We start from the raw sequence: 25,304 nt of genomic DNA on the forward strand, positions 1-25,304 counted from the left end.
TCAAATCACCATATTCAGCAGCAGACAGCCTACCAGACCGCACACTGAGATAATGGTTTCCAGCATCGACCAGGACTTGATGGTCTCGCCGATAGTCAGGTTAAAGTACTCTTTGAACAGCCAGAAGCCCGGATCGTTCACGTGAGAGAAAATCACACTACCGGAACCCACTGCGATAACCATCAGCTCCGGGCTAACACCCGTCGTTGCAATCAGCGGTGCAGCGATACCACCCGCAGTGATTGCCGCAACGGTTGCGGAACCCAGTGCGATACGCAGTACGGCAGCAATCGACCAGGCCATCAGCAGCGGAGAAATGTTGGTTTCGTGCATCATGGAAGCAATGTATTTGTCCACGCCGCTGTCTACCAGCACCTGCTTGAACGCACCGCCACCACCGATGATCAACAGCATCATCGCGATGATTTTGATTGAAGAAACCAGCGTGTCGTTAATCTGATCCATTGAACGACCACGGTTCAGACCAAAGGTGAACATCGCGATCAGTACGGCAATCAGCGTAGCCATTACCGGGTCGCCGAGGAACTCCGCCACAGGCAGGAAAGCGTGACCTTTCGGCAGGATCATTTCGGCAATCGCACGCATCGCCATCAGTACAACCGGCACCAGAGAAGTCCAGACGCTGACACCAAAGCTCGGCATCTCTTCTTCACTGAAGGTTTTCGCGCTGTACAGACCTTCCGGAATTGGCTTATCGATACCTTTCAGCACGCGAGCGTAAACCGGACCAGCAAGAATAACAGTCGGGATTGCCAGAATGGTGCCGTACAGCAGGGTTTTACCCATATCAGCCTGGAAGATGGTGGCAATCGCGGTTGGACCCGGATGCGGCGGCAGGAAGCCGTGAGTAACAGACAGCGCAGCTGCCATCGGTACACCAACGTAAAGCAGTGGAATATTCGCCGCTGCAGCGATAGTGAATACCAGAGGCAGCATCAGTACGAAACCCACTTCATAGAACAGGGCAAAACCAACGGTGAAACCGGTCAGTACCACAGCCCACTGGATGTGCTTTTTACCGAATTTGGCAATCAGCGTGGTGGCGATACGTTGTGCACCACCGCAGTCTGCCAGCATTTTGCCCAGCATCGCGCCAAAACCCATGATCAGGGCAAGGCTGCCGAGCGTACCGCCGACACCGGCTTTGATAGAGCCGATAACTTTATCCAGTGGCATACCTTGCATTAATCCAACAGCAAGCGCCACCAGGACGAGAGCGATGAAACCGTTCATTTTGAAGCGGATCATCAGGAGTAATAACAAGATTACACCGATAGCAACAATGACTAATGGCATGATTTACCTGGCCTTTCATTTGTTATGGGTAACGTCAGGCTTCTGACGATAAATTCTGATCGTCCCAACTGGGAACAGAGATATAACAGCACCATGGCTGACGACTTCTAAAACTAATTAGTGTAGTCAGATGTTATGAGTGTGTTTGGTGCCCATGCAAATGATACGGGTAACATTGTGTGCTTGAGAATCACCAGAGCGGGGTAAATTTAAATTATGAGAGGTTGGTCATATTATCGCGGGGAAAAGTAGGGATTGGATTTGCCGAGGCAATGTAGCGCCAATGCCTGGCAGACGGCCCGATAAGACGCTTTAGCGTCGCATCGGGCAATCTACAAAAGAGAGGATAACTCAGTAGTAAGAGTGTTCGCCGCGCTGGTGTTCGGTGAGATCGCGGACACCTTTCAGTTCCGGGAATTCGTTCAGCAACTGCTTTTCGATCCCTTCTTTCAGCGTCACATCGACCATTGAACAACCGTTACAGCCGCCGCCAAATTGCAGAATGGCGTAACCGTCTTCGGTGATTTCCATCAGCGAAACGCGACCACCGTGACCGGCAAGTTGCGGGTTGATCTGCGATTGCAGCATATACTCCACACGCTCCATCAGAGGCGCATCGTCAGCCACTTTACGCATTTTGGCGTTCGGGGCTTTCAGCGTCAGCTGAGAACCCAGCTGGTCGGTTACAAAGTCGATCTCTGCATCTTCCAGGTATGGTGCGCTCAACTCATCAACATACGCAGTCAGCAGGTCAAATTTCAGGGCGGTATCGGTGGCTTCCACAGCGTCCGGCGGACAATAAGAAACGCCACATTCAGCGTTAGGCGTGCCAGGGTTAATCACAAATACGCGGATTTGTGTCCCTTCTTCCTGGTTTGCCAGCAGTTTGGCAAAGTGCGCTTGTGCAGCATCGGAAATACGGATCATAGTAATGGCCTAATAGTTGACTATTTTAGTTGGTTATAATACGCCCATCATCGAGGCTCTACAAGGTTCGACAAAGGCACCAGACCTGGACAGTCGCCGCACCATTGCGTAAAAGCAACTGCGCAATCTCTGCGACGGTACTTCCGGTGGTGACGACATCATCCACAATCACCATATGGCGACCTTGCACAGGCAATTCAAGGCGAAAGGCATTTTTCAGGTTGTGCTTGCGCAGCCGGGCGCTGAGAAAATGCTGGGTCGCGGTGGCCCGTGTACGCGTGACGGCTTCGCTATCCCATTGGCAGTGCAACCAGCGTGATAATGGCTTACACAGCAAATCACTCTGATTAAAACCCCGACGCCAGTGACGGCGCTGCCATAACGGTACGCTGACGATGCGATCCGGCAGTTGTAACCCCGTGGTGCGGTGGGCGCGTAAGACCTCCAATAGTAACAGACGTGACAGGGAGCTGGCGATTTCGCTGCGACGGGAAAACTTAAGCTGGTGGATAAGCGAACTTAGAGGCGGCGCATAGTCGGCAACGGTGACCAGTCTTTGCCACGGTGGTGGTTTTTGCAGGCAGCGACCGCAGGGAAGATGTGAGTATGTTGCCGGTAATCCACATTGCGGGCATAACATTTTATCTGTACGGGCGGCGTGAGAGCAGACCGAACAAATCCCCCAATGACCTAACGCCAAAGGCATTCGGCATAGCCAGCATAATCCTGGTACTGTTAGCATATGTTCATCCTTGTGAGTCAAAAGAGAACAATAGCGGATGAATAACATCTGGTGGCAGACCAAAGGTCAGGGGAATGTTCATCTTGTGCTGTTGCACGGATGGGGACTGAATGCCGAAGTGTGGCGTTGCATTGACGAGGAACTTAGCTCGCATTTTACGTTGCATCTTGTTGATCTACCTGGCTTCGGGCGCAGCCAGGGATTTAGTGCGATGTCGCTTGCTGATATGGCGGAAGTCGTGCTACAGCAGGCACCGGATAAGGCTATTTGGCTGGGCTGGAGTCTGGGCGGGCTGGTGGCAAGCCAAATTGCGTTAACCCATCCCGAGCGTGTTCAGGCGTTGGTCACCGTGGCATCGTCGCCGTGTTTCAGTGCTCGTGACGGCTGGCCGGGGATAAAACCGGACGTGCTGGCAGGTTTCCAGCAGCAACTCAGTGAAGATTTTCAGCGTACTGTGGAACGGTTCCTTGCGTTACAAACCATGGGTACAGAAACGGCACGCCAGGATGCGCGAGCGCTGAAGAAAACCGTTCTGGCGTTGCCGATGCCGGAGGTTGACGTGCTCAATGGTGGGCTGGAAATTCTGAAAACGGTCGATCTCCGCCAACCTCTGCAACACGTACCCATGCCGTTTTTGCGATTGTATGGTTATCTCGACGGTCTGGTGCCGCGCAAAGTGGTGCCGAAGCTGGATGAAGTCTGGCCGCACAGCGAGTCGTACATTTTCGCCAAAGCGGCCCATGCACCGTTTATTTCGCATCCGGACGAGTTTTGTCAACTGCTGGTGGCGTTGAAGCAGAGGGTGTAGACAGCTTTTGAAATGGCGAGACAGAACTTTACTGACTCGCCGCAGCCAACTCTTCTTCTGACAGCCCGGTAAAGCGCATGATGTCTGCAAGAGGGACTCCGGATTCAAGCATTATTTTGGCTATATGCAGGGCTTTGGATTGTTCCCCCTCCTGCCGCAATCTTTCCGCAATAGTCATTAAACTCTCCTTGTGTTTTGGTGAACGTTCGGCCACACCGTCGATAAAATCGTTAAAACGTACCGCATCGCCGGTTTGCAGTATGTAATTAAACAGCCCTTTGATTTGTCTGTCATTAGCGTATCCACTACTTAATAAGCAGGCCATTTGCTCTACCAGCCCCATCAGGTCACGTTGGCGTATATGTTTTTGAATTAACTCCAGCAGCGCCATGCGTCGGTGCTGCATGATTTCATCATCAGGCATGACGGTGATATCAATCAGCGGAAATGCAGAGGCATAAAGCTGCCTTGCCAGGTTGGGATCGGCGAAACAATCCAGCCAACACAGCGAATAGGGATAGGGGCTTTCAATACCGTGATAAAACAACAATGGCACCACCATCGGCAACGTTTTGTATCCGGCATCCAGGTGGTTTTGCATTGCGGCAATGGCGTAACGCATCATGCGGAATGCGATCAGTTTGTTTGAGGTGCTTTGATGTTCAATCAGACAATAGATGTATCCTGGTCCTTGTTCCGTTTTCACCGACCACAGCACGTCGGAATAGCTTTCACGCAGATCGTCATCAATAAAGCTGCTCGACTCCAGCTTGAGGGTTTTCATATCACAGAGCGCGTGAATGGGTGCCGGTAAATGAAACGCAAGAAAATCGCGTGCCGTGTCCGGTTGGCGTAAAAAGAGTTTGAACAGCGCATCGTGTGGGGTGGAACTCTGCTTTTTGCTCATGGCGCTTCTTCACCTGGTGTTTGAATGCCGCGACTCTACGCGCCACTCCACACCTGTGCATTAGCGAGTTTTCATCCCTGCGAGACGCTTTCAGAGGAACTTACGTCGCGCTGCAAGAATTGCATTTTTATGGAAAGCCGCACGCAAAAAAGCCCGGATGCAAACGCATACCGGGCTTTTCAAAACAGGCGATGGAGTATGGTTAACGCAGCGCCCACCACTCGCGCAGACAGGCTTTTCCTTCCGGGCAGCTTTTACAACTGCCGGAGAGGCAGCCGTCAGGTTCTTCCTGAATCCGCACCGCTTTGCCCATACTTTCCAGCTGTTGCAGCATGGCGTTAATCATTGGCTGCGGGGTGTTCAATGTCTGGCTTATCTGAGCCGCTTCCATACGGCCCCGTAACGCCAGCAAATCACGCACCTGAATGAGCGAAGCCATTGCTGCACCCTTAGTGGCAATCGCCAGTGGTGCTGGCTGCACAGCAACTGCTTACCGATTTGCGTGTTGCCAGCAGTTCGATATCCACCCGGCTACGCGCGCGGCGCAGCAAACCGATAACCACGATGTTAAACAGGATAACCGCCAGAATGCACACCAGGCTGTAAGTTGGGTGCTGGCTGTAGCTGGCGACCTGATAGAACAATGTTGCCAGCGAGTAAGCGATATTCAGCCCCCACAGGATGGAGAAGCCCATCCAGCCACGGCTTGATTCACGAGCAATTGCACCCATCACCGAGATGCACGGTACATACAGCAGGACGAAAATCAGATAGCTGTAAGCGGCTGCCGCACTGCCGAATTTCTGATCCATCACGCCCATCGCCCCGGTACCCATTTCGCCGTCGCCTTTACTAGCTTCAATGGGGTTCATCAGTACGCTAAGGCTGAAGGTGTCTTTCAGGCTCTGCCAGGTTTCATCAACCGCGCTGAACAGCTCTTCACCGAGATTAAATTCTGCCGGATTGAACTCTTCGTCCTGAATATTTTCTGCGGTGTAGAGAGTGTTGAGCGTACCCACTACCACCTCTTTCGCCATGGCGCCCGTGAACAGGCCAACCGTTGCCTGCCAGTTATCCTCATGCACGCCAATCGGTTTGAAGACCGGGGTGATCACACGGCTAACGGAAGCCAGCGCCGAGTCGTTGATGTTATCGACGATTTTCCCGCTCAATGAGAAGCTGTTGAATGCGCTCAGGAAAATGCTGACGATGATGATCACTTTACCTGCGCGCATCACGAAGCCTTTCAGACGCTGCCAGGTCTGGATAATCAGGCTTTTAACGTGTGGCACGTGATAGACCGGCAACTCCATGACAAACGGCGTCGCTTCACCGCGCATGATGGTGTACTTGAGCATCAGGCCAGTCAGCACCGCCATCACAATACCCAGCATATACAGCGAGAAGACCGCCAGCGCGCCGTTCTGCCCGAAGAAGGCAGCCGCAAAGACCGCGAAGATAGCCAGACGCGCGCCGCAGGACATAAACGGTGCCATCATGATGGTCATCAGACGTTCACGCGGCGCATCAAGCGTACGCGCACCCATTACCGACGGTACGTTACAACCGAAACCGACGATCAGCGGTACAAAGGATTTCCCCGGCAAGCCCAGCGCCTGCATCAGACGGTCCATCACAAACGCCGCACGCGCCATATACCCGGAGTCCTCGAGGAAGGAGAGGAACAGGTACATCATGCCGATCTGCGGCACCAGTGGCAGCACGGTGTTAATACCACCGCCCAGGCCCTGGGCAAGGAAGATTGTCAACCAGTCCGGGAAGTGGAGCGTGTAGCCAATCCACTGAATACCATGCACAAACAGCGCCACGGAACCGACGTCAAACAGCGGCTGTAACGCTCCGCCGATGTTGATAGCCAGCAGGAACATCAGGTACATCACAAAGAGGAAAATCGGCAGACCGAGGAAACGGTTGAGCACGATTTTATCTACCGCAGTGGTGAAACGGCTGGGTTCTGCCGTCAGGGTGTTGCTTACTACATCACAGATGGCAGCAATGCACTGGTAACGCGCATCGGCAATATGCAGCGCCGGATCGTCCATCTCATTACGCAGACGGGCGAGGGCGGCATCCAGATGCTGCGACGCTTCACCGGCGTAGGCGCGGCTGTAGATATCGCCTTCCAGCATTTGCAGGCCCAGCCAGCGACGTTGTTTCAGCGGGATGTCGGAAGGCATCACTTTTGCCAGTGAATCTGCTTCGTTGAGCAGCGGCTGCGCGTAATGCACCAGTTCCACATTATCGTTAGATTTATAGCGATCAATCGCCAGCTTGAGCGCTTCAATACCGCGACCACGGGTTGAAACCAGCGGGATCACCGGGCAGCCAAGACGCGCCGACAGCGCATCAATTTCAATGCGAATATTTTGCTTCTCGGCAATGTCGAGCATGTTCAGCGCCACGATGCAGGGAATGCCGAGTTCCAGCAGTTGCAGCGTCAGGTACAGGTTACGCTCAAGGTTAGACGCATCCACCACGTTAATTAGCAGGTCGGCATCACCACTCAAAATGTAGTGGCAGGCGATTTGCTCGTCCAACGACGTCTGAGATGAAATGGTGGTCAGAGAATAGGTGCCGGGCAGGTCCACCAGCGTGACCTGATGATCGGTGGTGGAGAATTGCCCTTCTTTACGTTCGACGGTAACGCCAGCCCAGTTTCCTACACGCTGACGCGCGCCGGTGAGCTGGTTAAATAAGGTTGTCTTGCCAGAATTTGGATTACCAATTAAGCCAATGGTTAATTTTTTCATTGTTATTCTCACCGTATTAACAGGAAACCGCTTCCACTTCTAATAAGGCCAGATCTTTTTTCCGTAATACCAGGCTCACACGACGGGTTTCGATATGAATGGGGTCACCGAGTGGAGCGACGCGCACCACATTAAAAGAGGAGCCAGGTAACATGCCAAGAGAAAGCAGCTTCTGACGATATGCCGGGCTGATTTCACGGGAAAAGCCAGTGATTTTCCACGCAGTATCTGGAGTGTATTGCATAGGTGCCTACTTGTTTCTCATTAACTGGATAACTACCTCATGGGGCGTTTGACAGCGACATGGGACCAGATGATTTGCCAACGAAGGAGAGATTAAATAATCAACAGCACAATGATAATGAGAATGGTTTCTATCAGCAATACTTAAAATGTGTGCGAATGTTGGTTTAGATAATAATCTGACTCAATGTTGATGTGGCTCAAGGTTATATCGCAGCGAAAATATAATTCGAATAGCGAATTACCAGCACAGGCTAATGTTTAATTAAGGTTTCAGTTGTTAATGAAGTGATAAATATTAACGGAATATATTGTGAGTTTGGCTGTGGAATAAATATGCCGGAGATATTCTCCGGCAGAGATTGCTGACAAACTGGCTTAAAAGTCCAAAAGGGGCACGGTTTTCCCCCTCGCCCTTTTAGGGAGAGGGCCGGGGTGAGGGTAAATAACCGTGCCAGTGCTGGTCTGTTCCCCTCACCCTAACCCTAACCCTCTCCCCGGAGGGGCGAGGGGACTGTCCGGGCACATTTTTAGACTTTGTCATCAGTCTGAGCCGGAGATATTTTCCGGCATTTTTATGTCAGGCAAGGCGTTCGTTGCCAGATGCGGCGTGAACGCCTTATCTGACCTACGATTTCGTGCAAATTCGAACCGTAGGCCAATCAGGGCATTTAACGCTTTTTCCCCATTGCCGCTGCCAGCGCATCCATCATTGCGCTATTACCGGCAGGCTGCGCTTCACGACCGCGCGGTTTGGCTGCCGGGCGGTTGTTTTGCGGGCGATCGTTACCACCGCTGCGACGGGCATTGGTTTCACCAGGCTGCTCGTCCAGACGCATGGTCAGGGCGATACGTTTACGCTGAAGATCCACTTCCAGCACTTTTACCTTCACAATGTCGCCCGCTTTCACCACGGTATGCGGATCTTCCACAAACTTGTTCGACAATGAAGAGATGTGAACCAGGCCGTCCTGATGCACGCCGATATCGACAAACGCGCCAAAGTTGGTGACGTTGGTCACCGCGCCTTCGAGGATCATACCCGGTTGCAGGTCGTTCATTGTCTCGACGCCATCGGCAAACTGAGCGGTTTTAAATTCCGGACGCGGGTCGCGACCCGGTTTTTCCAGCTCTTTGATGATGTCGGTTACCGTCGGCACACCGAATTTTTCATCGGTAAAGTCAGATGCTTTCAGGTTACGCAGCTCGCTGCTGTTACCCATCAGATCTTTCAGTGCCTGCTGCGTTGCCGCCAGAATGCGTTCCACCACCGGATAGGCTTCCGGGTGAACGGTAGAGGCGTCCAGCGGGTTATCGCCGTGGTTAATACGCAGGAAGCCCGCGCACTGTTCGAAGGCTTTTGGCCCCAGGCGGCTCACTTTCAGCAGTTGCTGGCGGTTCTGGAATTGGCCGTTCTCATCGCGCCAGGCAACAATGTTTTGCGCCATCATGCGCGTCAGGCCCGCCACGCGAGTTAACAGCGGAACAGAAGCGGTATTCAAATCAACGCCAACGGCATTTACGCAGTCTTCTACTACTGCATCCAGTTTGCGGGCCAGCTGCGTCTGGCTGACGTCATGCTGATACTGACCCACACCGATAGATTTCGGATCGATTTTCACCAGCTCCGCCAGCGGATCCTGCAAACGACGGGCGATAGACACCGCGCCACGCAGCGAAACGTCGAGATCCGGGAACTCCTGTGCTGCCAGCTCGGAAGCCGAGTAAACCGACGCGCCAGCTTCGCTGACGATCACTTTCTGCGCAGTCACTTTCGGGAACTGCTTCTGAACGTCGAGATAGAAACGCTCGGTTTCGCGGGAAGCCGTACCGTTACCGATCGCCACCAGTTCAACGTTATGCTTTTCACACAGGGCAGCAACGGTCATAGCCGCTTTTGCAGCCTGCCCGGTATGCGGATAAATAGTATCGGTCGCCACCAGTTTGCCCGTTGCATCGACCACCGCCACTTTTACCCCGGTACGCAGGCCCGGATCGAGGCCCATCGTTGCACGCAGTCCGGCGGGGGCCGCCATCAGCAGATCGTGCAGGTTACGGGCAAAGACGTTGATTGCTTCATCTTCCGCGCGTTCGCGCACGGTGCCCATCAGTTCGGTTTCCAGGTGCATCAGCACCTTGATGCGCCAGGTCCAGCTCACCACGCCTTTGCGCCAGCTATCTGCCGGGGCATTGTTCAGGCGCAGGCCGAGATGATCCATGATGATTTGCTCGCAATAGCTCTCTTTTGGCGGCTCATCGAACTGCGGATCGGCATTCAGCGAAAGCTGGAGTACGCCTTCGTTACGCCCACGGAACATCGCCAGCGCGCGGTGAGAAGGCACCGTTGACAGCGGTTCGTGATGATCGAAATAGTCGCGGAATTTCGCCCCTTCCTCTTCTTTACCGCTCACTACCGTAGAAACCAAATGCGCGTTCTTCCACAGATAATCACGCACTTTCGCCAGCAGCGCGGCATCTTCGGCAAACCGTTCCATCAGGATATAGCGCGCGCCGTCCAGCGCGGCTTTGGTATCTGCCACGCCTTTATCGGCATCAACATATTGTGCAGCGGCGACTTCTGGCGTGTGTGACGGATCGCTCCACAGCAGGTCAGCCAACGGCTCAAGCCCTGCTTCAATGGCGATTTGCCCGCGGGTGCGGCGTTTAGGTTTGTAGGGCAGGTAGAGGTCTTCGAGTTCGGTTTTGCTTAGGGTGGCGTTGATGGCATTCGCCAGATCATCGGTGAGTTTGCCTTGCTCGGAAATGGACTTGAGGATCGCCTGACGTCTCTCTTCCAGCTCGCGCAGGTATCCCAGACGCGTTTCCAGATTACGCAACTGCGTGTCATCCAGACCGCCGGTGATTTCCTTACGATAACGTGCGATAAACGGCACGGTATTCCCTTCGTCAAGCAGGCGAACGGCAGCGTCAACCTGTTCCGGGCGCGCCTGAATTTCACCCGCAATAATGCGGCAGAACGAATCATTCATCATGGTTTGAGTTCATCTTTTCGGATCAAAAATCAGGGGATAGTTATACGGATTGGCTGGCCAAAATGCCAGCCATTGGCAGGAGGTTAAGACTCTTCCTTACGGTTTCACGTATTCGATGGCGTTAACATACCAGCTCGCTTCCCCGGCAGGGGTATTCACCACCGCCAGATCGCCCACTTCTTTTTTCAGCAATGCGCGAGCCATCGGGGAATCGATAGAGATGTAATCTTTACGGCCAAAGATTTCATCGTAGCCGACGATACGGAAACGGTGAGTCACGCCATCGTCGTTTTCAATCTCTACCCACGCACCAAAGAAAACTTTGCCTTCCTGCTGGGGCGAGTAATCGACGATTTTGAGATTTTCCATACATTTAGTGAGATAGCGCACACGACGGTCGATTTCACGCAGGCGCTTTTTATTATACTGATAGTCAGCATTTTCGCTGCGGTCGCCCAGACTCGCGGCCCAGGTCACCTTCTTTGTGACTTCCGGGCGCTCTTCACGCCAGAGATAATTTAGCTCTTGTTTGAGTTTTTCATACCCTTCCCGGGTAACCAGGGGCGTTTTCATCTCGTTGATTCCCTTTGTCTGTTTGATAATGCGCACATTGGGTATAACGTGATCATATCAACAGAATCAATAATGTTTCGCTGAATAAATTGTATACTTAAGCCGCTGTTTAATATGCTTTGTAACAATTTAGGCTGAAATTCATACCAGATTTAGCTGGTGGCGAACGTGAGCTTTTTTAAGAATACACGCTTACAAATTGTTGCGGACCTTTGGGAGTACAAACAATGCAAGAGAACTACAAGATTCTGGTGGTCGATGACGACATGCGCCTGCGTGCGCTGCTGGAGCGTTATCTCACCGAACAAGGCTTCCAGGTTCGAAGCGTCGCTAATGCAGAACAGATGGATCGCCTGCTGACTCGTGAATCTTTCCATCTTATGGTACTGGATTTGATGTTACCTGGTGAAGATGGCTTGTCGATTTGCCGACGTCTTCGTAGCCAGAGTAACCCGATGCCGATCATTATGGTAACGGCGAAAGGGGAAGAAGTGGATCGTATCGTGGGCCTGGAAATTGGCGCTGACGACTACATTCCAAAACCGTTTAACCCGCGTGAACTGCTGGCCCGTATCCGTGCGGTGCTGCGTCGTCAGGCGAACGAATTGCCGGGCGCGCCGTCACAGGAAGAGGCGGTAATTGCTTTCGGTAAGTTCAAACTTAACCTCGGTACGCGCGAAATGTTCCGCGAAGATGAGCCGATGCCGCTGACCAGCGGTGAGTTTGCGGTACTGAAGGCATTGGTCAGCCATCCGCGTGAGCCGCTCTCCCGCGATAAGCTGATGAACCTTGCCCGTGGCCGTGAATATTCCGCAATGGAACGCTCCATCGACGTGCAGATTTCGCGCCTGCGCCGCATGGTGGAAGAAGATCCGGCGCATCCGCGTTACATTCAGACCGTTTGGGGTCTGGGCTACGTTTTCGTGCCGGACGGTTCTAAAGCATGAGGCGATTGCGCTTCTCGCCACGAAGTTCATTTGCCCGCACGTTATTGCTCATCGTCACCTTGCTGTTCGTCAGCCTGGTGACGACTTATCTGGTGGTGCTGAATTTCGCGATTTTGCCGAGCCTCCAGCAGTTTAATAAAGTCCTCGCGTACGAAGTGCGTATGTTGATGACCGATAAACTGCAACTGGAGGACGGCACGCAGCTGGTTGTGCCTCCCGCTTTTCGTCGGGAGATCTACCGTGAGCTGGGGATCTCTCTTTATTCCAACGAAGCTGCCGAAGAGGCCGGGCTGCGTTGGGCGCAACACTATGAATTCTTAAGCCATCAGATGGCGCAGCAACTTGGCGGCCCGACGGAAGTTCGCGTCGAGGTTAACAAAAGCTCGCCTGTTGTCTGGCTGAAAACCTGGCTGTCGCCCAATATCTGGGTGCGCGTGCCACTGACCGAAATTCATCAGGGCGATTTCTCTCCGCTGTTCCGCTATACGTTGGCGATTATGCTGATGGCGATAGGCGGGGCGTGGCTGTTTATTCGTATCCAGAACCGACCGTTAGTCGATCTCGAACACGCGGCCTTGCAGGTCGGTAAAGGGATTATTCCGCCGCCGCTGCGTGAATATGGCGCTTCGGAGGTGCGTTCCGTTACCCGCGCCTTCAACCATATGGCGGCAGGCGTCAAGCAGCTGGCGGATGACCGTACGTTGCTGATGGCGGGGGTAAGTCATGACTTACGCACGCCGCTGACGCGTATTCGGCTGGCGACTGAGATGATGAGCGAGCAGGATGGCTACCTGGCAGAATCGATCAATAAAGATATCGAAGAGTGTAACGCCATCATTGAGCAGTTTATCGATTACCTGCGCACCGGGCAGGAGATGCCTATGGAAATGGCGGATCTCAACGCAGTACTCGGTGAGGTTATTGCTGCCGAAAGTGGCTATGAGCGTGAAATTGATACCGCGCTTTATCCTGGCTGCATAGAAGTGAAAATGCATCCGCTGTCAATCAAACGTGCGGTGGCGAATATGGTGGTCAACGCCGCCCGTTACGGTAATGGCTGGATCAAAGTCAGCAGCGGCACGGAGCCGAATCGTGCCTGGTTCCAGGTAGAAGATGACGGTCCGGGTATTGCGCCGGAACAGCGTAAGCACCTGTTCCAGCCGTTTGTCCGCGGCGACAGTGCGCGCACCATTAGCGGCACGGGGCTAGGCCTGGCAATTGTGCAGCGTATCGTGGATAACCATAACGGCATGCTGGAACTTGGCACCAGCGAGCGGGGCGGGCTTTCCATTCGCGCCTGGCTGCCTGTGCCGGTAACGCGGACGCAGGGCACGACAAAAGAAGGGTAAAAAAACGGGAGGCGAAGGTGCCTCCCGTTTTGCTTTCTATAAGATACTGGATAGATATTCTCCAGCTTCAAATCATTACAGTTTCGGACCAGCCGCTACCAGCGCGGCACCCGCAGGGGTGTCGGTGTATTTATCGAAGTTGTCGATAAACAGTTTCGCCAGGGTTTCGGCTTTTTCCTGCCACTGTTCAGGAGAAGCGTAGGTGTTACGCGGATCGAGGATCTTCGTGTCTACGCCCGGCAGTTCGGTCGGGATCGCCAGGTTAAACATCGGCAGAGTGAAGGTTTCTGCGTTATCCAGCGAACCGTTGAGGATAGCGTCGATAATGGCGCGGGTATCTTTAATGGAGATACGTTTGCCGGTGCCGTTCCAGCCAGTGTTAACCAGATATGCCTGAGCACCTGCCGCTTGCATACGTTTCACCAGCACTTCTGCGTACTGAGTTGGGTGCAGCGACAGGAATGCCGCGCCGAAGCAGGCGGAGAAGGTTGGCGTCGGTTCGGTGATGCCACGCTCAGTACCCGCCAGTTTGGCGGTGAAGCCAGAGAGGAAGTGGTACTGAGTTTGATCGGCAGTCAGGCGAGAAACTGGTGGCAGTACGCCAAAGGCATCTGCGGTCAGGAAGATAACCTTAGTCGCGTGGCCCGCTTTGGAAACTGGCTTAACGATGTTTTCGATGTGATAGATCGGGTAAGAAACGCGGGTGTTCTCAGTTTTTGAACCATCGTCAAAATCGATAGTGCCATCTTCACGTACGGTGACGTTTTCCAGCAGCGCATCGCGGCGGATAGCGTTGTAGATTTCCGGTTCCGCTTCTTTCGACAGTTTAATGGTTTTCGCGTAGCAGCCGCCTTCGAAGTTAAACACGCCGTCATCATCCCAGCCGTGCTCGTCATCGCCAATCAGGCGACGTTTCGGGTCGGTGGAAAGGGTGGTTTTACCGGTGCCAGAAAGACCGAAGAACACCGCAACATCACCTTTCTCGCCAACGTTGGCGGAACAGTGCATGGAGGCAATGCCCTTCAGCGGCAGCAGGTAGTTCATCATCGAGAACATCCCTTTCTTCATTTCGCCGCCGTACCAGGTGCCGCCAATCAGCTGCATGCGCTCGGTCAGGTTAAACGCCACGAAGTTTTCAGAGTTCAGACCCTGCTCTTTCCACTGCGGGTTGGTGCACTTCGCGCCGTTCATGACGATAAAGTCAGGTTTGAAACCTTCCAGCTCTTCATCACTCGGGCGAATAAACATGTTCTTGACGAAATGCGCCTGCCAGGCCACTTCGGTAATGAAACGTACGGAAAGGCGAGTATCCGGGTTAGCGCCACAGAAAGCATCAACCACGAACAGGCGTTTGCCGGAAAGCTGTTTGGTCACCAGGCCTTTCAGATGTTGCCAGGTTTCCGGGGTGAGCGGTTTGTTGTCGTTCTTACCTTTGCCTTTGTCAGCCCACCAGAAGGTATCGCGAGTCGTATCGTCACGCACGATATACTTATCTTTTGGTGAACGCCCGGTGAAGATCCCGGTATCCACGGCAACGGCACCCAGATTAGTTAACACCCCGCGCTCATAACCTGTCAGGCTCGGATCGAGCTCTTCCTGATACAGCAGGTCGTAGCTTGGGTTGTAAACGATATCATGAACGTCACTGATACCATAAGCCTCGAGTTCTTGCGGGGTCAAACCATTGTTAACGCGCATTTCACTGCTCCTTAGCCAATATGTATTGCCTGAATAGTAAAGTCTTTTTGGGGGGGTTAACCGCGACAAGGCTCATAGATTTACGCATCTGGAGAAATTCATATTTGACAAAAAACTCCGTGATTCCTGTCACGAAACGGTTGCTATTATCGCAGAAATAGCATTCCAGGTGTGGAAAATGTTCCTAAAAGGTTAAATGTTAGTTTAATTGACCATTATAATGTGAGTTAAATCTCATTCCTGATTGAAATTTATGCAAAATAAATCAGTAAAGTATCGATTCACCACCGCAAAATTTTTTGTAAATTTTTCTGAAAATAAATATTAGTACTGCCTGAATGCAATAATTAACCTTCCTTTTGATTCCGGATCACGAACATGGATAACGTTGAACTTTCACCTGCAACACGGTGGGGAATGGTCGCCACTGGGCTAATCCAGGGGCTGGTTTGCTATTTTTTGATAACCTGGCTGGCTGTGGACAATAACAACTGGATTGTTTACGGCATCCCTGCGACCGTGGCACTTTCATCAGTTTTGTTATTCACCGTGGAATCCTTCAAACAGAAGCGTTTGTGGGGGTGGCTGGCGCTGGTATTTATTGCCACCCTGGCGATGAGCGGCTGGCTGAAGTGGCAAATTGATGGCATGAGTCCCTGGCGAGCAGACCAGGAACTCTGGGAATTTGGTTGTTATCTGCTGTTAATGGCGATGTTGTTATTGCCCTGGATACAACTGAATTTACACGACAGAAAAGAGCGAACGAACTATAGCTTTTTTTACCAGTCAGCGTGGCATAACGTTCTAATATTGATGGTGATTTTTATCACTAATGGTCTGACCTGGCTGGTGCTTTTACTGTGGAGCGAGTTATTTAAACTTGTTGGTATCACGTTTTTCAGTACCCTCTTTTTTTCAACCGACTGGTTTATTTATCTTACGCTGGGCCTGGTTACCGCGCTGGCAGTCATTCTTGCGCGGACACAATCGCGGTTAATCGCCTCTATACAAAAGCTCTTCACGTTAATCGCTACGGGTTTACTACCTCTGGTTTCACTGCTGACGCTGCTGTTTATTATCACTTTGCCCTTTGCTGGTTTGAATGCGATTTCACGCCACATCTCCGCCGCTGGGTTGCTTTTAACTCTGGCCTTATTGCAATTGCTCTTAATGGCCATTGTCCGCGATCCGCAAAAAACATCGCTTCCCTGGACTGGCCCGTTGCGTTGCCTGATAAACACGTCTCTGCTGGTGGCTCCGCTCTATGTACTGATCGCTGCCTGGGCTATATGGATGCGGGTCGCTCAATACGGCTGGACTGCCGAACGCTTGCACGGCGCATTGGCGGTGGTGGTGTTACTGGTTTGGTCGCTGGGGTATTTCGTCAGTATTGTCTGGCGTAAAGGGCAAAATCCCCTTGTTCTTCAGGGTAAAGTGAACCTCACAGTTTCGTTGCTGGTACTGGCAATACTGGTGCTTCTTAATTCGCCGGTGCTGGACAGTATGCGCATTAGCGTGAACAGCCATATGGCGCGTTATCAGAGCGGCAAGAACACGCCAGACCAGGTAAGTATCTATATGCTCGAACATAGCGGTCGTTATGGACGTGCGGCGCTTGAGTCGCTGAAAAGCGATGTCGAGTATATGAAAGACCCGAAACGCAGACGGGGCCTGCTGATGGCTTTTGATGGAGTGCAACGTCTTCAGCAGAAGATATCGGAAAAAGCATTAGCTGATAATGTATTTATTGCCCCGGGTTCTGGCAAACCGGATGCGGCCTTCTGGTCGGCAGTGATGAAAAATCGCTATAACGCAATGATATGCATTGAAAAAGATGCCTGCGTGCTGGTAGAGCAAGATCTGAATAGTGATGGTAGGGCAGAGCGGATCCTGTTTGCCTTTAATGATGAAAGAGTCATTGTCTATGGTATTGATCCTGCCGGGAAAGAATGGAAAGAGATTACGATGAGTTCACTCCCGCGTGTAATAACGAAAGAGAAATTACTCACAGCGGCGAAAGATGGAAAACTGGGGACGAAGCCTAAAGTGTGGCGCTCTCTTACGGTGGATAGTGAAACGCTGGATTTGAATCTGAATGAATGACAGTGCGCATCTGATTTTTTATTGGATGCGGCGCATCAGGCAATGTAGTCATGATATCCGGCAGATTCATCTCTGCCGGACATGGTGATTAATGAACTTGCGGGTCTGCCGGAGACGCATTGTTGCGGATCTCGGCAATATCCATTGCATTGAACAGATAGTGGTTACCACAGTAATCACAATGCATGTCAATTTCGCCTTCTTCCGCGAGGATGCTATCAACTTCTTCATCCGGCAGCGTTTTCAGCGCGTCGGCGCAACGTTCACGCGAGCAGGTGCATTTGAATTCAACATCCTGCGGATCGTAAACCGTCACCTCTTCTTCGTGATACAAACGCCACAACACTTCGTTTGCCGGTAACGTCAGTAGCTCTTCAGTTTTGATGGTTTCGGTTAGCGTCGCCAGATGGTCGAAGTCGTCCTGCTGGGCATTTTGCGCAGGCATTACCTGCAACAACATACCGCCCGCAGCCGGTTTGCCGTCTACGTCGCCGGTGCGAATAAACAGGCGCGTCGGCAGCTGTTCAGAACGCATAAAGTAATCTTCCAGGCAAGCCGCCAGGGTGTCACCTTCCAGGCCAACTACGCCCTGATAGCGTTCGCCTTCGCTCGGGGTAATTGTGATCACCACGTAACCATTGCCGACCAGCGTTTTCAGATCGGCATTTTCCGGAATTTCACCCTGCACACGCGCAACACCGCGCATCTGCTGTTTGTTGTTTCCGTTGATGACCGCCAGACTCATCGGGCCGTCGCCTTGCAGCTGTACGGTGATATCACCATCAAACTTCAGCGTAGCGGTCAACAGGCTGGTCGCGACCAGCAGTTCAGCCAGCACGTTTTTCACCGGCTGCGGATAATCGTGATTCTCAAGGATCTGTTGCAGGGTTTCCGAAACGGTTACCAGTTCGCCGCGCACGGCAAAGTTTTCAAACAGATAGCGATGTAATTGGTCATGTTGCGGCATAATCATCTCTCTTGCAGGTGACAGTTATTCACTGTCGCCGTGTTTAAATCGTAACAGGTCACGGCGCTCTTTTTTGTCCGGGCGCCGGTCCGGGTGCGGCATGGTTAAGGCATTCAGTTTACGTGCCAGCGCCATTTTTTCGCGTTTCTCTACACTTTCCGCAGTCTCTTCATACAGCAAGACCGCCTCGCTGGCGGGGCGACGCTGTTCAGTAATCGCCTTTACAATTACCGTTCGTTCGTCATTTCCCTGGCGCAGTGTGAGCGTGGCATTCAGCTCGACGATTTTGCTCGGCTTGCTGCGCTGCCCGTTGTAATGCACCTTACCGCCTTCAATCATTTCGCGGGCCAGCGCGCGGGTTTTATAAAAACGGGCGGCCCATAGCCATTTATCCAGTCGAACCTCAACAGCCGGTTTTTCTTTCATGGCGTCTCCTTCACATTAGCGAGGGGATCAGGCGGCGGTAGTCATTCAGTGACGGATGGCGTTCATACTGTTTTTCGGCTATTCCAGAGTCAGGGTTGGTGACGCCGAGACAGTAACGAATACCAAATTGCGCGGCAGCATCGAGAATGGCTTCGCTGTCATCAATAAACAGCGTTCTTTCAGCTTTCAGACCCGTAGCTTCGGCCACCGCATGCCATAACCGCTGATCCTCTTTCGGATAACCAAATGTGTGGGTGGAAAGTAATAAATCAAGGTGCGCGTCCAGACCCGTATGCTCAAGTTTAACGGCCAGGTTATGTGGATGGGCGTTAGTGAGCAAAATTCGCCGCTTGCCGCTGGCTTTCAGGGCTTCGAGAAACGGAATAGTATCTTCGCGCAACACGGCACGCGGCCCCATCTCGGTGGTCATCGCACAGATATCCAGACCCAGTTGCTCGCTCCAGTAATCAAGACAGTACCAGTTTAGCGTATGCTGCACGTCGTGATATTGCTGGCGCATATATTCCATTGCTTCCTGTGGCGTAACACCGTTTTGCGCGCCCCAGGTTTCAGGCACTAGCTTTTGCCAGAAATAGTTATCGAAGGCGAGGTCGAGCAACGTGCCGTCCATATCCAGCAGAACGGTATCTACGTCCTGCCAGGCAATGTTGATATGCATGAGGGAAATCTCCAGAGTGAAGCAACTTGCGCGACAGGGTAGCATAACCTGCCGCGCAAACGTGTTATTCGATGAGGCTTTCTGAAGACGTGAGCAGCGTCGGATTCAGGCAGCTTTCGTAATATTCCTGAATCTCCATCATGCGGGTGCGATGACGTTGGTAACGACGCCAGGCCTGCACGCCATTATAGATGGCACAGCCGAACATCGTCAGTAGCAGTAATGTGGTGCCGAGATAGCGCCACAGGCCAGAACGGTCTGGAATAGGGTGCAAGCCGATATGCTGCGTGCCGTTGGCATCGGTGAAGGTATTGGTGACGATCCCTTCGGCGTTAAACGGTGTATGCATCAACATTTGCGCCAGCTTCTGGAAAGCGTTCCATTGTTCTTGCGCCGGGTAGTCATAAAGCGAGGCTGCTGGCCACGGTTGATCGACAAAATCGCTGCCTTCGTCGCTGACAATCAGGAAGCCGCCAGGCGCTGGGCTATTCAGTGATTGCGCCGCTCGCGCCGTTTCATGAGTGATAAACGGTGCGGTGGAAGTCGCCACCAGATTATCCAGCGATTCTGCGCTCACCGGGCGAAGTAATACATTTACACCATCAAGTTTTCCTGCGTTGGCGCGTTTCACCAGTGCGTCCCAGTCCTTACTGTTGCCGAGATTCACCAGTGCGTTTTTTAAGCGCACACAATCATCTTTGGCAGCACAGAGATCTGCGGTCTTCAGTACGATGTTGCCAAAGTCATCAAGCAAAACCATGCCGGATTTCTGAATCGCAGAACGTAATGAGGCACTGACACGTGATTCATCTTCCGGTTTAGGGTGCAGTTGACGGTTTACTGCTTCGGTCAACGCCGTAGCTTTGTTAACCAGTTCCGATTCCGGTAATGGCAATGAACGGGCGTCATTCCAGATAATCTGTGAGCAGTCAAACGGCAAAAACGGTGAATTGGTTTTCGCGCTCCAGGTGCCGGAAGTGCGGATATTACACATGCCTGTACCGCTTAGACGTAAGGTATCGCCCACGCGTACGCCAGCGTCCGCAAGTTGTTTGACACTGGTGGCCTCAATAGTCTGCGCGCCTTTCATCCACGAGAGCGTGAATTTCAACGGCATATCCAGTGGGATCCAGAACAGCAGCATAAACAAGACTAACAGCGAACCGGCAGCGATAACTGTGCTGCGTAGCCAGTGCTGCAACGGGAAGTTTTTTACTTCGTCATGCAGCGAAAGATAGCGCCCCTGGCGCACGACGTGGCGGTCGAGGTAGATATCGATATCGGTTTGTTGACCGAGATCCTGAGCAATGTATGGCTGCCAGTGTGCGGGATAGACCAGGTCGATAATACCAAGCGAAATATTGTTGATCTGTTCCTGAGAGTTTTCGCCAAATAGCCCCCAGCGACGCGGTGTCCCGCGCAGGCAGTGGATCTCCCGTAGGGAAGATTTTGCAGGTGGCGCATATAATCCCCACAGACCCGCACCCAGCAGCAGTAGCGCGCCGCCAACCAACCATGGGACAAATACATCTGGGGTCACCAGGCAGAAATAGAACATCAGGAATGAGGCGACAATTAGCAGCGCTTCCCGCAATCCTCGTGGGCGGCTAAGTGCATACTCTTCGTGCGTTTCCTGGCGAATGTTGAGCAACTCAATTTGTTCGCTCTCTTCACCGCGAATCGACGCCTGCGTTGATGGAATAGGTTGTAACGCGTAACCGCGAGTCTCCTGCATATACTCTTGCAGCGTATGGCCGTTGAGTGAAATGACTAATGGGAGCGAGTCGGTATAAATCAGTTCAACGGTGTTTTCGTCGTTGATGTACTGCTCCCAGAAAGGCGGCAGGTGGACTTCTACCGAGTCAAGATAGTAGCGCCATTTATTGGGATCGTCGGTAGAGATGCCATAACGTGTGATAGCGTGCGTCAACATCATCACGTTATTGCTTTCGGCGTTCAGCGTCAGAGAGACAGGCGCCGTGCTGGCACCCGTCGGACCGGGAACCTGCAAAATCTGCGTCAGGCTCTCGAGATAATTTTCAACAGCGCTACGTTCTTCTGGAGTGAGTTTGCGCGTTTGCGCATCAGCGAAGGCGTTAGCCCAGGGCAATTGTCGCCGCCTGGTGCGTGCTTTTATCAGCCATCCCGCAAGTAGTGAGCAGGCCAGCAAAGCAGCTAAAAAAATCACAATGGTGCTCATGCTTTCCCCATCTTACTTAATTTGTCAGGCGTGATTATTCGCACCCTGGACACAATATAGGATTCTGCGGTTGGCTATCGGCAAGCGTGGAGTTGAACTTGAGCATCATTAAGCGCATCCCAGTAACCGCTGATCATAGCAAACCCTCTGAGGGCGGAATATCAGCAAATTCCTGGAGTTATTTCAACCTATTGACTTTTAATTTGATTTGAGAACGATTATTTATCAGGTTGCATAAATGTAAATAACATGCAATTCACATTGCCGAAACGGTCTCCGATATCGCACAATAAATACTGATTTCACTGCAAAGATTCCACAATGAGAAAATCATTACAAAAACCCACCATTCTGAATGTTGAAACTGTAGCCCGTTCCCGACTGTTTACCGTCGAAAGCGTGGATCTGGAGTTCAGCAATGGCGTGCGGCGTGTTTATGAACGAATGCGTCCAACCAACAGGGAAGCGGTGATGATTGTGCCTATTGTGGACGACCATCTGATCCTGATTCGTGAGTACGCGGTGGGAACTGAATCCTACGAGTTAGGTTTTTCGAAAGGACTGATTGATCCCGGTGAAAGCGTTTATGAAGCTGCGAACCGCGAGCTTAAAGAAGAAGTTGGATTTGGTGCGAACGATCTGACTTTTTTGAAGAAACTCAGTATGGCCCCGTCTTACTTCTCCAGCAAAATGAATATTGTGGTGGCGCAGGATCTTTACCCGGAATCGCTGGAAGGCGATGAGCCAGAACCTCTGCCGCAAGTTCGCTGGCCGCTGGCGCATATGATGGATTTGCTCGAAGATCCTGACTTCAATGAAGCACGCAATGTCAGCGCACTGTTCCTGGTACGTGAGTGGTTGAAGGGGCAGGGGCGGTTGTAAATACGTAGAGCTTGCCTGATGCGCTATGCCTTATCAGGCCTACGCATTTTCTTCAATGTATTTATTTTTCAATATATTGCATGCCGGATAAGGCGTTCACGCCGCATCCGGCATGAACAACGTGCACTTTGCCAGCGAACTGAAAAGGCGCCGAAGCGCCTTTTTAATCAGAACAATTCCTGCGCCTCACCATTATCGATAATGGTCGTTCCCACCTCGCGCACCGCCTGCTGTGTAGGCTGTGTACCTTCAATGAAGTACTCTTCGCGGCTGTTGCCGCCGCTGGCCAGTTGCCCAGTGCTGCGATCGATATTCACCGTCACAATACCTGGCGGCGGCGTCAGCGGTTGTTCCGGCACACCTTCCAGAACGGCTTTCATATAAGCGTCCCATGCAGGCTGCGCGCTTTTAGCACCACCTTCATAACCAGAGATCTGATCTTTAATCGCCCCGGAAGCCGTGGTATGACCGAGATTACGACGGTGATCGTCAAAGCCAATCCATACCGAGGTTACTACGCCTGGACCGTAACCCGAGAACCATGCATCTTTCGAGCTATTGGTTGTCCCGGTTTTCCCACCGATATCATGACGTTGCAAATCACGACCTGCGCGCCAGCCAGTACCCTGCCAGCCTGGTTCACCAAAGATATTGGTGTTCAGTGCGCTCTTAATCAGAAATGCCAGCGGAGTGCTGATAACGTGCGGTGCATACTCCTGCGCGCCAGTCTTCGCAACTAATGCCTGATTAGCTTGCTCCAGTTGCGGCATTGGCACCGAAACATTTTGCTGCTCGCGTGAGATAGCCACGTCTTCAACGTCGTTATTTTCCAGCACGTTCGATTTTTGCGTATCGCCGTAAATCACCGGAATATCGCATTCCGGGCAAGCTACTTTCGGTTTCGCTTCGAAAATCACGCCGCCCTGGTCGTTTTCAATTTTGCTGATAAACCACGGATCCACCAGGAAGCCACCGTTCGCCATTACCGCGTAGCCGCGTGCCACCTGCAGCGGCGTGAAGGACGCGGAACCCAGCGCCAGTGATTCGGTATGAACAATGTTTTGCGCCGGGAAGCCGAAGCGTTGCAGATACTCTGCAGCGTAGTCGACGCCCATAGCCCGCATTGCACGCACCATCACCACGTTCTTCGACTGACCCAGTCCCTGACGTAAACGGATTGGACCGGCATATTGCGGCGGTGAGTTTTTCGGCTGCCAGTCAGAACCAGCACCGGCGTCCCAACGGGAAATCGGCACATCGTTCAGCATACTTGCCAGCGTCAGACCTTTATCCATCGCTGCGGTGTAGAGGAACGGTTTGATATTCGAACCCACCTGACGCAGCGCCTGAGTAGCACGGTTAAACTTGCTCTGGTTGAAGTCAAAGCCACCAACCAGCGCCATAACGGCACCGTTTTGCGGATTGATCGACACCAGCGCAGAGTTCACCTCTGGCACCTGCGCCAGCCACCAGGCATCGCCAACCTGACGAACCCAGATTTGCTGACCCGTTTGCACCACATCAGTCACTTTACGCGGCGTCGGTCCCTGCTGAGTGTCTGAACGGTAAGGACGCGCCCAGCGAACACCTTCCATACGCAACGCTACGGACGTTCCGTCAGCCAGCATCGCTGTTGCTTCCTGCGGATTGGCGCTGGTAACTGCGGCAGGCAGCAGCGGACCGTATGTCGGCAACGCTTTTAGCGTATTGGTTATTTTTTTGGTGTCCCACGCCGTCTCACCCACCTTCCACAGCACATTAGCCGGGCCGCGATAGCCGTGGCGCATGTCGTAGTCCAGCACGTTGTTACGCACTGCCTGCTGGGCGGCCTGCTGAACTTTGCGGGTAATGGTAGTGTAAATGCGATAACCGTCTTCATAAGCGCTTTCGCCGTAACGGTTATACATCTCCTGACGCACCATTTCGGTGAGATACGGTGCCGAGAACGCAATTTCCGGCGCGTGATAGTTGGCGTTAATCGGCTCACTACGCGTCTGATCATATTGCTGCTGGGTGATATACCCTTCGCTCAACATACGCGACAGCACAACGTTACGCCGTGCGACGGCGCGATCCATTGAGTAGAGCGGGTTGAAAGTGGATGGGGCTTTTGGCAGCCCGGCAATCACCGCCATTTCGTTTAGCGTCAGTTGGTCGACCGTTTTACCGAAATAGACTTGTGCCGCAGCACCGACACCATAGGCGCGGTAACCGAGGTAAATCTTGTTCAGATAAAGCTCGAGGATCTCGTCTTTAGTCAGCAACTGTTCAATACGAATCGCGAGGAACACTTCCTTAATCTTACGCATCATCGTGCGTTCCGGACTCAGGAAGAAGTTTCTCGCCAGTTGCTGAGTAATGGTGCTCGCCCCTTGTGACGCGTGACCAGAGAACAACGCCACACTTGCCGCACGGAAGATCCCCACCGGGTCAACGCCGTGATGCTCATAAAAGCGGCTGTCCTCCGTCGCGATAAAGGCTTTCACCATTTCCGGCGGGATTTGATCCAACGTAACCGGAATACGACGCTTTTCACCATATTGCGCAATTAGCTCGCCATCGGCGCTGTAAATCTGCATCGGAATTTGCAGGCGAACATCTTTTAATGTCGCCACATCCGGCAGTTGTGGCTCGATGTAGCGGTATAGGCCATAAATCGAGCCTGCTCCCAGCAGAATGCAACAGACTGCAAGGATCAAAAAATACTTTACGAACTTCACTGGAAATTTCCCATTTAGTTTCATTTGGGCAGTTTATAAACAAACGCGCGGT

General features: G+C 52.4%; 20 protein-coding genes. 5 read left to right on the forward strand and 15 right to left on the reverse strand.

From position 1 onward, the window contains the following. The 3 genes from gntT to gntX all read right to left on the reverse strand — a co-directional run bounded on the left by gntT (position 1) and on the right by gntX (position 2,986). Positions 1 to 1,317 carry a gluconate transporter gene (gene gntT, locus D9742_RS00615; RefSeq protein ID WP_001131744.1) on the reverse strand — a complete coding sequence of 439 codons (1,317 nt, stop codon included), beginning with the start codon at positions 1,315 to 1,317 and terminating at the stop codon, positions 1 to 3. Between the two features lie 351 nt (positions 1,318 to 1,668). Further along, complete coding sequence (nfuA, locus tag D9742_RS00620; protein WP_000619389.1) at positions 1,669 to 2,244, reverse strand: Fe-S biogenesis protein NfuA; 576 nt, start codon at positions 2,242 to 2,244, stop codon at positions 1,669 to 1,671. Between the two features lie 58 nt (positions 2,245 to 2,302). Then, the gene (gntX, locus tag D9742_RS00625; RefSeq protein ID WP_130235659.1) at positions 2,303 to 2,986 is read right to left on the reverse strand and encodes a DNA utilization protein GntX; all 684 of its coding nucleotides are present in this window, start codon (positions 2,984 to 2,986) and stop codon (positions 2,303 to 2,305) included. A 37-nt stretch (positions 2,987 to 3,023) separates the two neighbouring features. Here gntX and bioH point away from each other — a divergent pair, with 37 nt between their 5' ends. Next, positions 3,024 to 3,794 (forward strand): pimeloyl-ACP methyl ester esterase BioH, encoded by a 771-nt coding sequence (gene bioH / locus D9742_RS00630; RefSeq protein WP_130235660.1) that lies wholly within the window; start codon positions 3,024 to 3,026, stop codon positions 3,792 to 3,794. Between the two features lie 28 nt (positions 3,795 to 3,822). Here bioH and rpnA read toward each other — a convergent pair whose 3' ends face one another. The 6 genes from rpnA to greB form a co-directional block, all read right to left on the reverse strand. Continuing rightward, complete coding sequence (gene rpnA / locus D9742_RS00635) at positions 3,823 to 4,701, reverse strand: recombination-promoting nuclease RpnA (protein WP_130235661.1); 879 nt, start codon at positions 4,699 to 4,701, stop codon at positions 3,823 to 3,825. A 202-nt stretch (positions 4,702 to 4,903) separates the two neighbouring features. Further along, a complete protein-coding gene (gene feoC / locus D9742_RS00640) occupies positions 4,904 to 5,140 on the reverse strand; it encodes a [Fe-S]-dependent transcriptional repressor FeoC (RefSeq protein WP_000157586.1) in 237 nt (78 codons plus the stop codon). 10 nt (positions 5,141 to 5,150) lie between these two features. After that, positions 5,151 to 7,472, reverse strand: coding sequence for a Fe(2+) transporter permease subunit FeoB (feoB, locus tag D9742_RS00645; protein ID WP_130235662.1), 2,322 nt, complete (start codon positions 7,470 to 7,472; stop codon positions 5,151 to 5,153). A 16-nt stretch (positions 7,473 to 7,488) separates the two neighbouring features. Next, a complete protein-coding gene (feoA, locus tag D9742_RS00650) occupies positions 7,489 to 7,716 on the reverse strand; it encodes a ferrous iron transporter A (protein ID WP_001200455.1) in 228 nt (75 codons plus the stop codon). A 670-nt stretch (positions 7,717 to 8,386) separates the two neighbouring features. Then, positions 8,387 to 10,708, reverse strand: coding sequence for a Tex family protein (locus D9742_RS00655; RefSeq protein ID WP_130235663.1), 2,322 nt, complete (start codon positions 10,706 to 10,708; stop codon positions 8,387 to 8,389). Positions 10,709 to 10,804: 96 nt separating this feature from the next. Continuing rightward, positions 10,805 to 11,281 carry a transcription elongation factor GreB gene (greB, locus tag D9742_RS00660; RefSeq protein ID WP_000856744.1) on the reverse strand — a complete coding sequence of 159 codons (477 nt, stop codon included), beginning with the start codon at positions 11,279 to 11,281 and terminating at the stop codon, positions 10,805 to 10,807. Between the two features lie 227 nt (positions 11,282 to 11,508). On the opposite strand from greB, the gene ompR reads away from it, so the two are divergent. Continuing rightward, positions 11,509 to 12,228, forward strand: coding sequence for a two-component system response regulator OmpR (gene ompR / locus D9742_RS00665; protein WP_001157751.1), 720 nt, complete (start codon positions 11,509 to 11,511; stop codon positions 12,226 to 12,228). Then, entirely contained in the window at positions 12,225 to 13,577 is a 1,353-nt protein-coding gene (envZ, locus tag D9742_RS00670) for a two-component system sensor histidine kinase EnvZ (protein ID WP_130235664.1), read from the forward strand. The genes ompR and envZ overlap by 4 nt, the downstream gene beginning before the upstream one ends. 75 nt (positions 13,578 to 13,652) lie before the next feature. On the opposite strand, the gene pckA is transcribed toward envZ, so the two are convergent. After that, the gene (gene pckA, locus D9742_RS00675; protein ID WP_130235665.1) at positions 13,653 to 15,275 is read right to left on the reverse strand and encodes a phosphoenolpyruvate carboxykinase (ATP); all 1,623 of its coding nucleotides are present in this window, start codon (positions 15,273 to 15,275) and stop codon (positions 13,653 to 13,655) included. Positions 15,276 to 15,653: 378 nt separating this feature from the next. Between pckA and D9742_RS00680 the strand changes: the two genes are divergently transcribed. Next, positions 15,654 to 17,378 carry a DUF4153 domain-containing protein gene (locus D9742_RS00680; RefSeq protein ID WP_130235666.1) on the forward strand — a complete coding sequence of 575 codons (1,725 nt, stop codon included), beginning with the start codon at positions 15,654 to 15,656 and terminating at the stop codon, positions 17,376 to 17,378. Positions 17,379 to 17,466: 88 nt separating this feature from the next. Here the strand turns inward: D9742_RS00680 and hslO are convergent, their stop codons facing one another. The 4 genes from hslO to igaA form a co-directional block, all read right to left on the reverse strand. Next, positions 17,467 to 18,345: an Hsp33 family molecular chaperone HslO gene (gene hslO / locus D9742_RS00685; RefSeq protein ID WP_024218688.1), complete on the reverse strand. Its 879-nt coding sequence runs from the start codon at positions 18,343 to 18,345 to the stop codon at positions 17,467 to 17,469. Positions 18,346 to 18,369: 24 nt separating this feature from the next. Continuing rightward, entirely contained in the window at positions 18,370 to 18,771 is a 402-nt protein-coding gene (gene hslR, locus D9742_RS00690; RefSeq protein ID WP_000660487.1) for a ribosome-associated heat shock protein Hsp15, read from the reverse strand. A 10-nt stretch (positions 18,772 to 18,781) separates the two neighbouring features. Next, entirely contained in the window at positions 18,782 to 19,450 is a 669-nt protein-coding gene (yrfG, locus tag D9742_RS00695; RefSeq protein WP_000547898.1) for a GMP/IMP nucleotidase, read from the reverse strand. A 64-nt stretch (positions 19,451 to 19,514) separates the two neighbouring features. Further along, a complete protein-coding gene (igaA, locus tag D9742_RS00700; RefSeq protein ID WP_130235667.1) occupies positions 19,515 to 21,650 on the reverse strand; it encodes an intracellular growth attenuator protein IgaA in 2,136 nt (711 codons plus the stop codon). Between the two features lie 321 nt (positions 21,651 to 21,971). Between igaA and nudE the strand changes: the two genes are divergently transcribed. After that, positions 21,972 to 22,532 (forward strand): ADP compounds hydrolase NudE, encoded by a 561-nt coding sequence (gene nudE / locus D9742_RS00705; protein WP_126511443.1) that lies wholly within the window; start codon positions 21,972 to 21,974, stop codon positions 22,530 to 22,532. Between the two features lie 167 nt (positions 22,533 to 22,699). Here nudE and mrcA read toward each other — a convergent pair whose 3' ends face one another. After that, positions 22,700 to 25,252, reverse strand: a complete 2,553-nt coding sequence (gene mrcA / locus D9742_RS00710) for a peptidoglycan glycosyltransferase/peptidoglycan DD-transpeptidase MrcA (RefSeq protein ID WP_130235668.1) — start codon at positions 25,250 to 25,252, stop codon at positions 22,700 to 22,702. Positions 25,253 to 25,304: the final 52 nt, after the last annotated feature.

The sequence above is a fragment of the Escherichia sp. E1V33 genome (assembly GCF_004211955.1).
Lineage (GTDB): Bacteria > Pseudomonadota > Gammaproteobacteria > Enterobacterales > Enterobacteriaceae > Escherichia.

What these genes read in the sequence shown, in the direction of transcription:
- igaA (WP_130235667.1), bottom strand. Translation starts at nt 21,650, where the DNA reads ATGAGCACCATTGTGATTTTTTTAGCTGCTTTGCTGGCCTGCTCACTA.
- D9742_RS00680 (WP_130235666.1), top strand. Translation starts at nt 15,654, where the DNA reads ATGGATAACGTTGAACTTTCACCTGCAACACGGTGGGGAATGGTCGCC.
- pckA (WP_130235665.1), bottom strand. Translation starts at nt 15,275, where the DNA reads ATGCGCGTTAACAATGGTTTGACCCCGCAAGAACTCGAGGCTTATGGT.
- greB (WP_000856744.1), bottom strand. Translation starts at nt 11,281, where the DNA reads ATGAAAACGCCCCTGGTTACCCGGGAAGGGTATGAAAAACTCAAACAA.
- feoA (WP_001200455.1), bottom strand. Translation starts at nt 7,716, where the DNA reads ATGCAATACACTCCAGATACTGCGTGGAAAATCACTGGCTTTTCCCGT.
- yrfG (WP_000547898.1), bottom strand. Translation starts at nt 19,450, where the DNA reads ATGCATATCAACATTGCCTGGCAGGACGTAGATACCGTTCTGCTGGAT.
- feoC (WP_000157586.1), bottom strand. Translation starts at nt 5,140, where the DNA reads ATGGCTTCGCTCATTCAGGTGCGTGATTTGCTGGCGTTACGGGGCCGT.
- hslR (WP_000660487.1), bottom strand. Translation starts at nt 18,771, where the DNA reads ATGAAAGAAAAACCGGCTGTTGAGGTTCGACTGGATAAATGGCTATGG.
- envZ (WP_130235664.1), top strand. Translation starts at nt 12,225, where the DNA reads ATGAGGCGATTGCGCTTCTCGCCACGAAGTTCATTTGCCCGCACGTTA.
- nfuA (WP_000619389.1), bottom strand. Translation starts at nt 2,244, where the DNA reads ATGATCCGTATTTCCGATGCTGCACAAGCGCACTTTGCCAAACTGCTG.
- bioH (WP_130235660.1), top strand. Translation starts at nt 3,024, where the DNA reads ATGAATAACATCTGGTGGCAGACCAAAGGTCAGGGGAATGTTCATCTT.
- D9742_RS00655 (WP_130235663.1), bottom strand. Translation starts at nt 10,708, where the DNA reads ATGATGAATGATTCGTTCTGCCGCATTATTGCGGGTGAAATTCAGGCG.
- nudE (WP_126511443.1), top strand. Translation starts at nt 21,972, where the DNA reads ATGAGAAAATCATTACAAAAACCCACCATTCTGAATGTTGAAACTGTA.
- feoB (WP_130235662.1), bottom strand. Translation starts at nt 7,472, where the DNA reads ATGAAAAAATTAACCATTGGCTTAATTGGTAATCCAAATTCTGGCAAG.
- ompR (WP_001157751.1), top strand. Translation starts at nt 11,509, where the DNA reads ATGCAAGAGAACTACAAGATTCTGGTGGTCGATGACGACATGCGCCTG.
- rpnA (WP_130235661.1), bottom strand. Translation starts at nt 4,701, where the DNA reads ATGAGCAAAAAGCAGAGTTCCACCCCACACGATGCGCTGTTCAAACTC.
- gntX (WP_130235659.1), bottom strand. Translation starts at nt 2,986, where the DNA reads ATGCTAACAGTACCAGGATTATGCTGGCTATGCCGAATGCCTTTGGCG.
- hslO (WP_024218688.1), bottom strand. Translation starts at nt 18,345, where the DNA reads ATGCCGCAACATGACCAATTACATCGCTATCTGTTTGAAAACTTTGCC.
- gntT (WP_001131744.1), bottom strand. Translation starts at nt 1,317, where the DNA reads ATGCCATTAGTCATTGTTGCTATCGGTGTAATCTTGTTATTACTCCTG.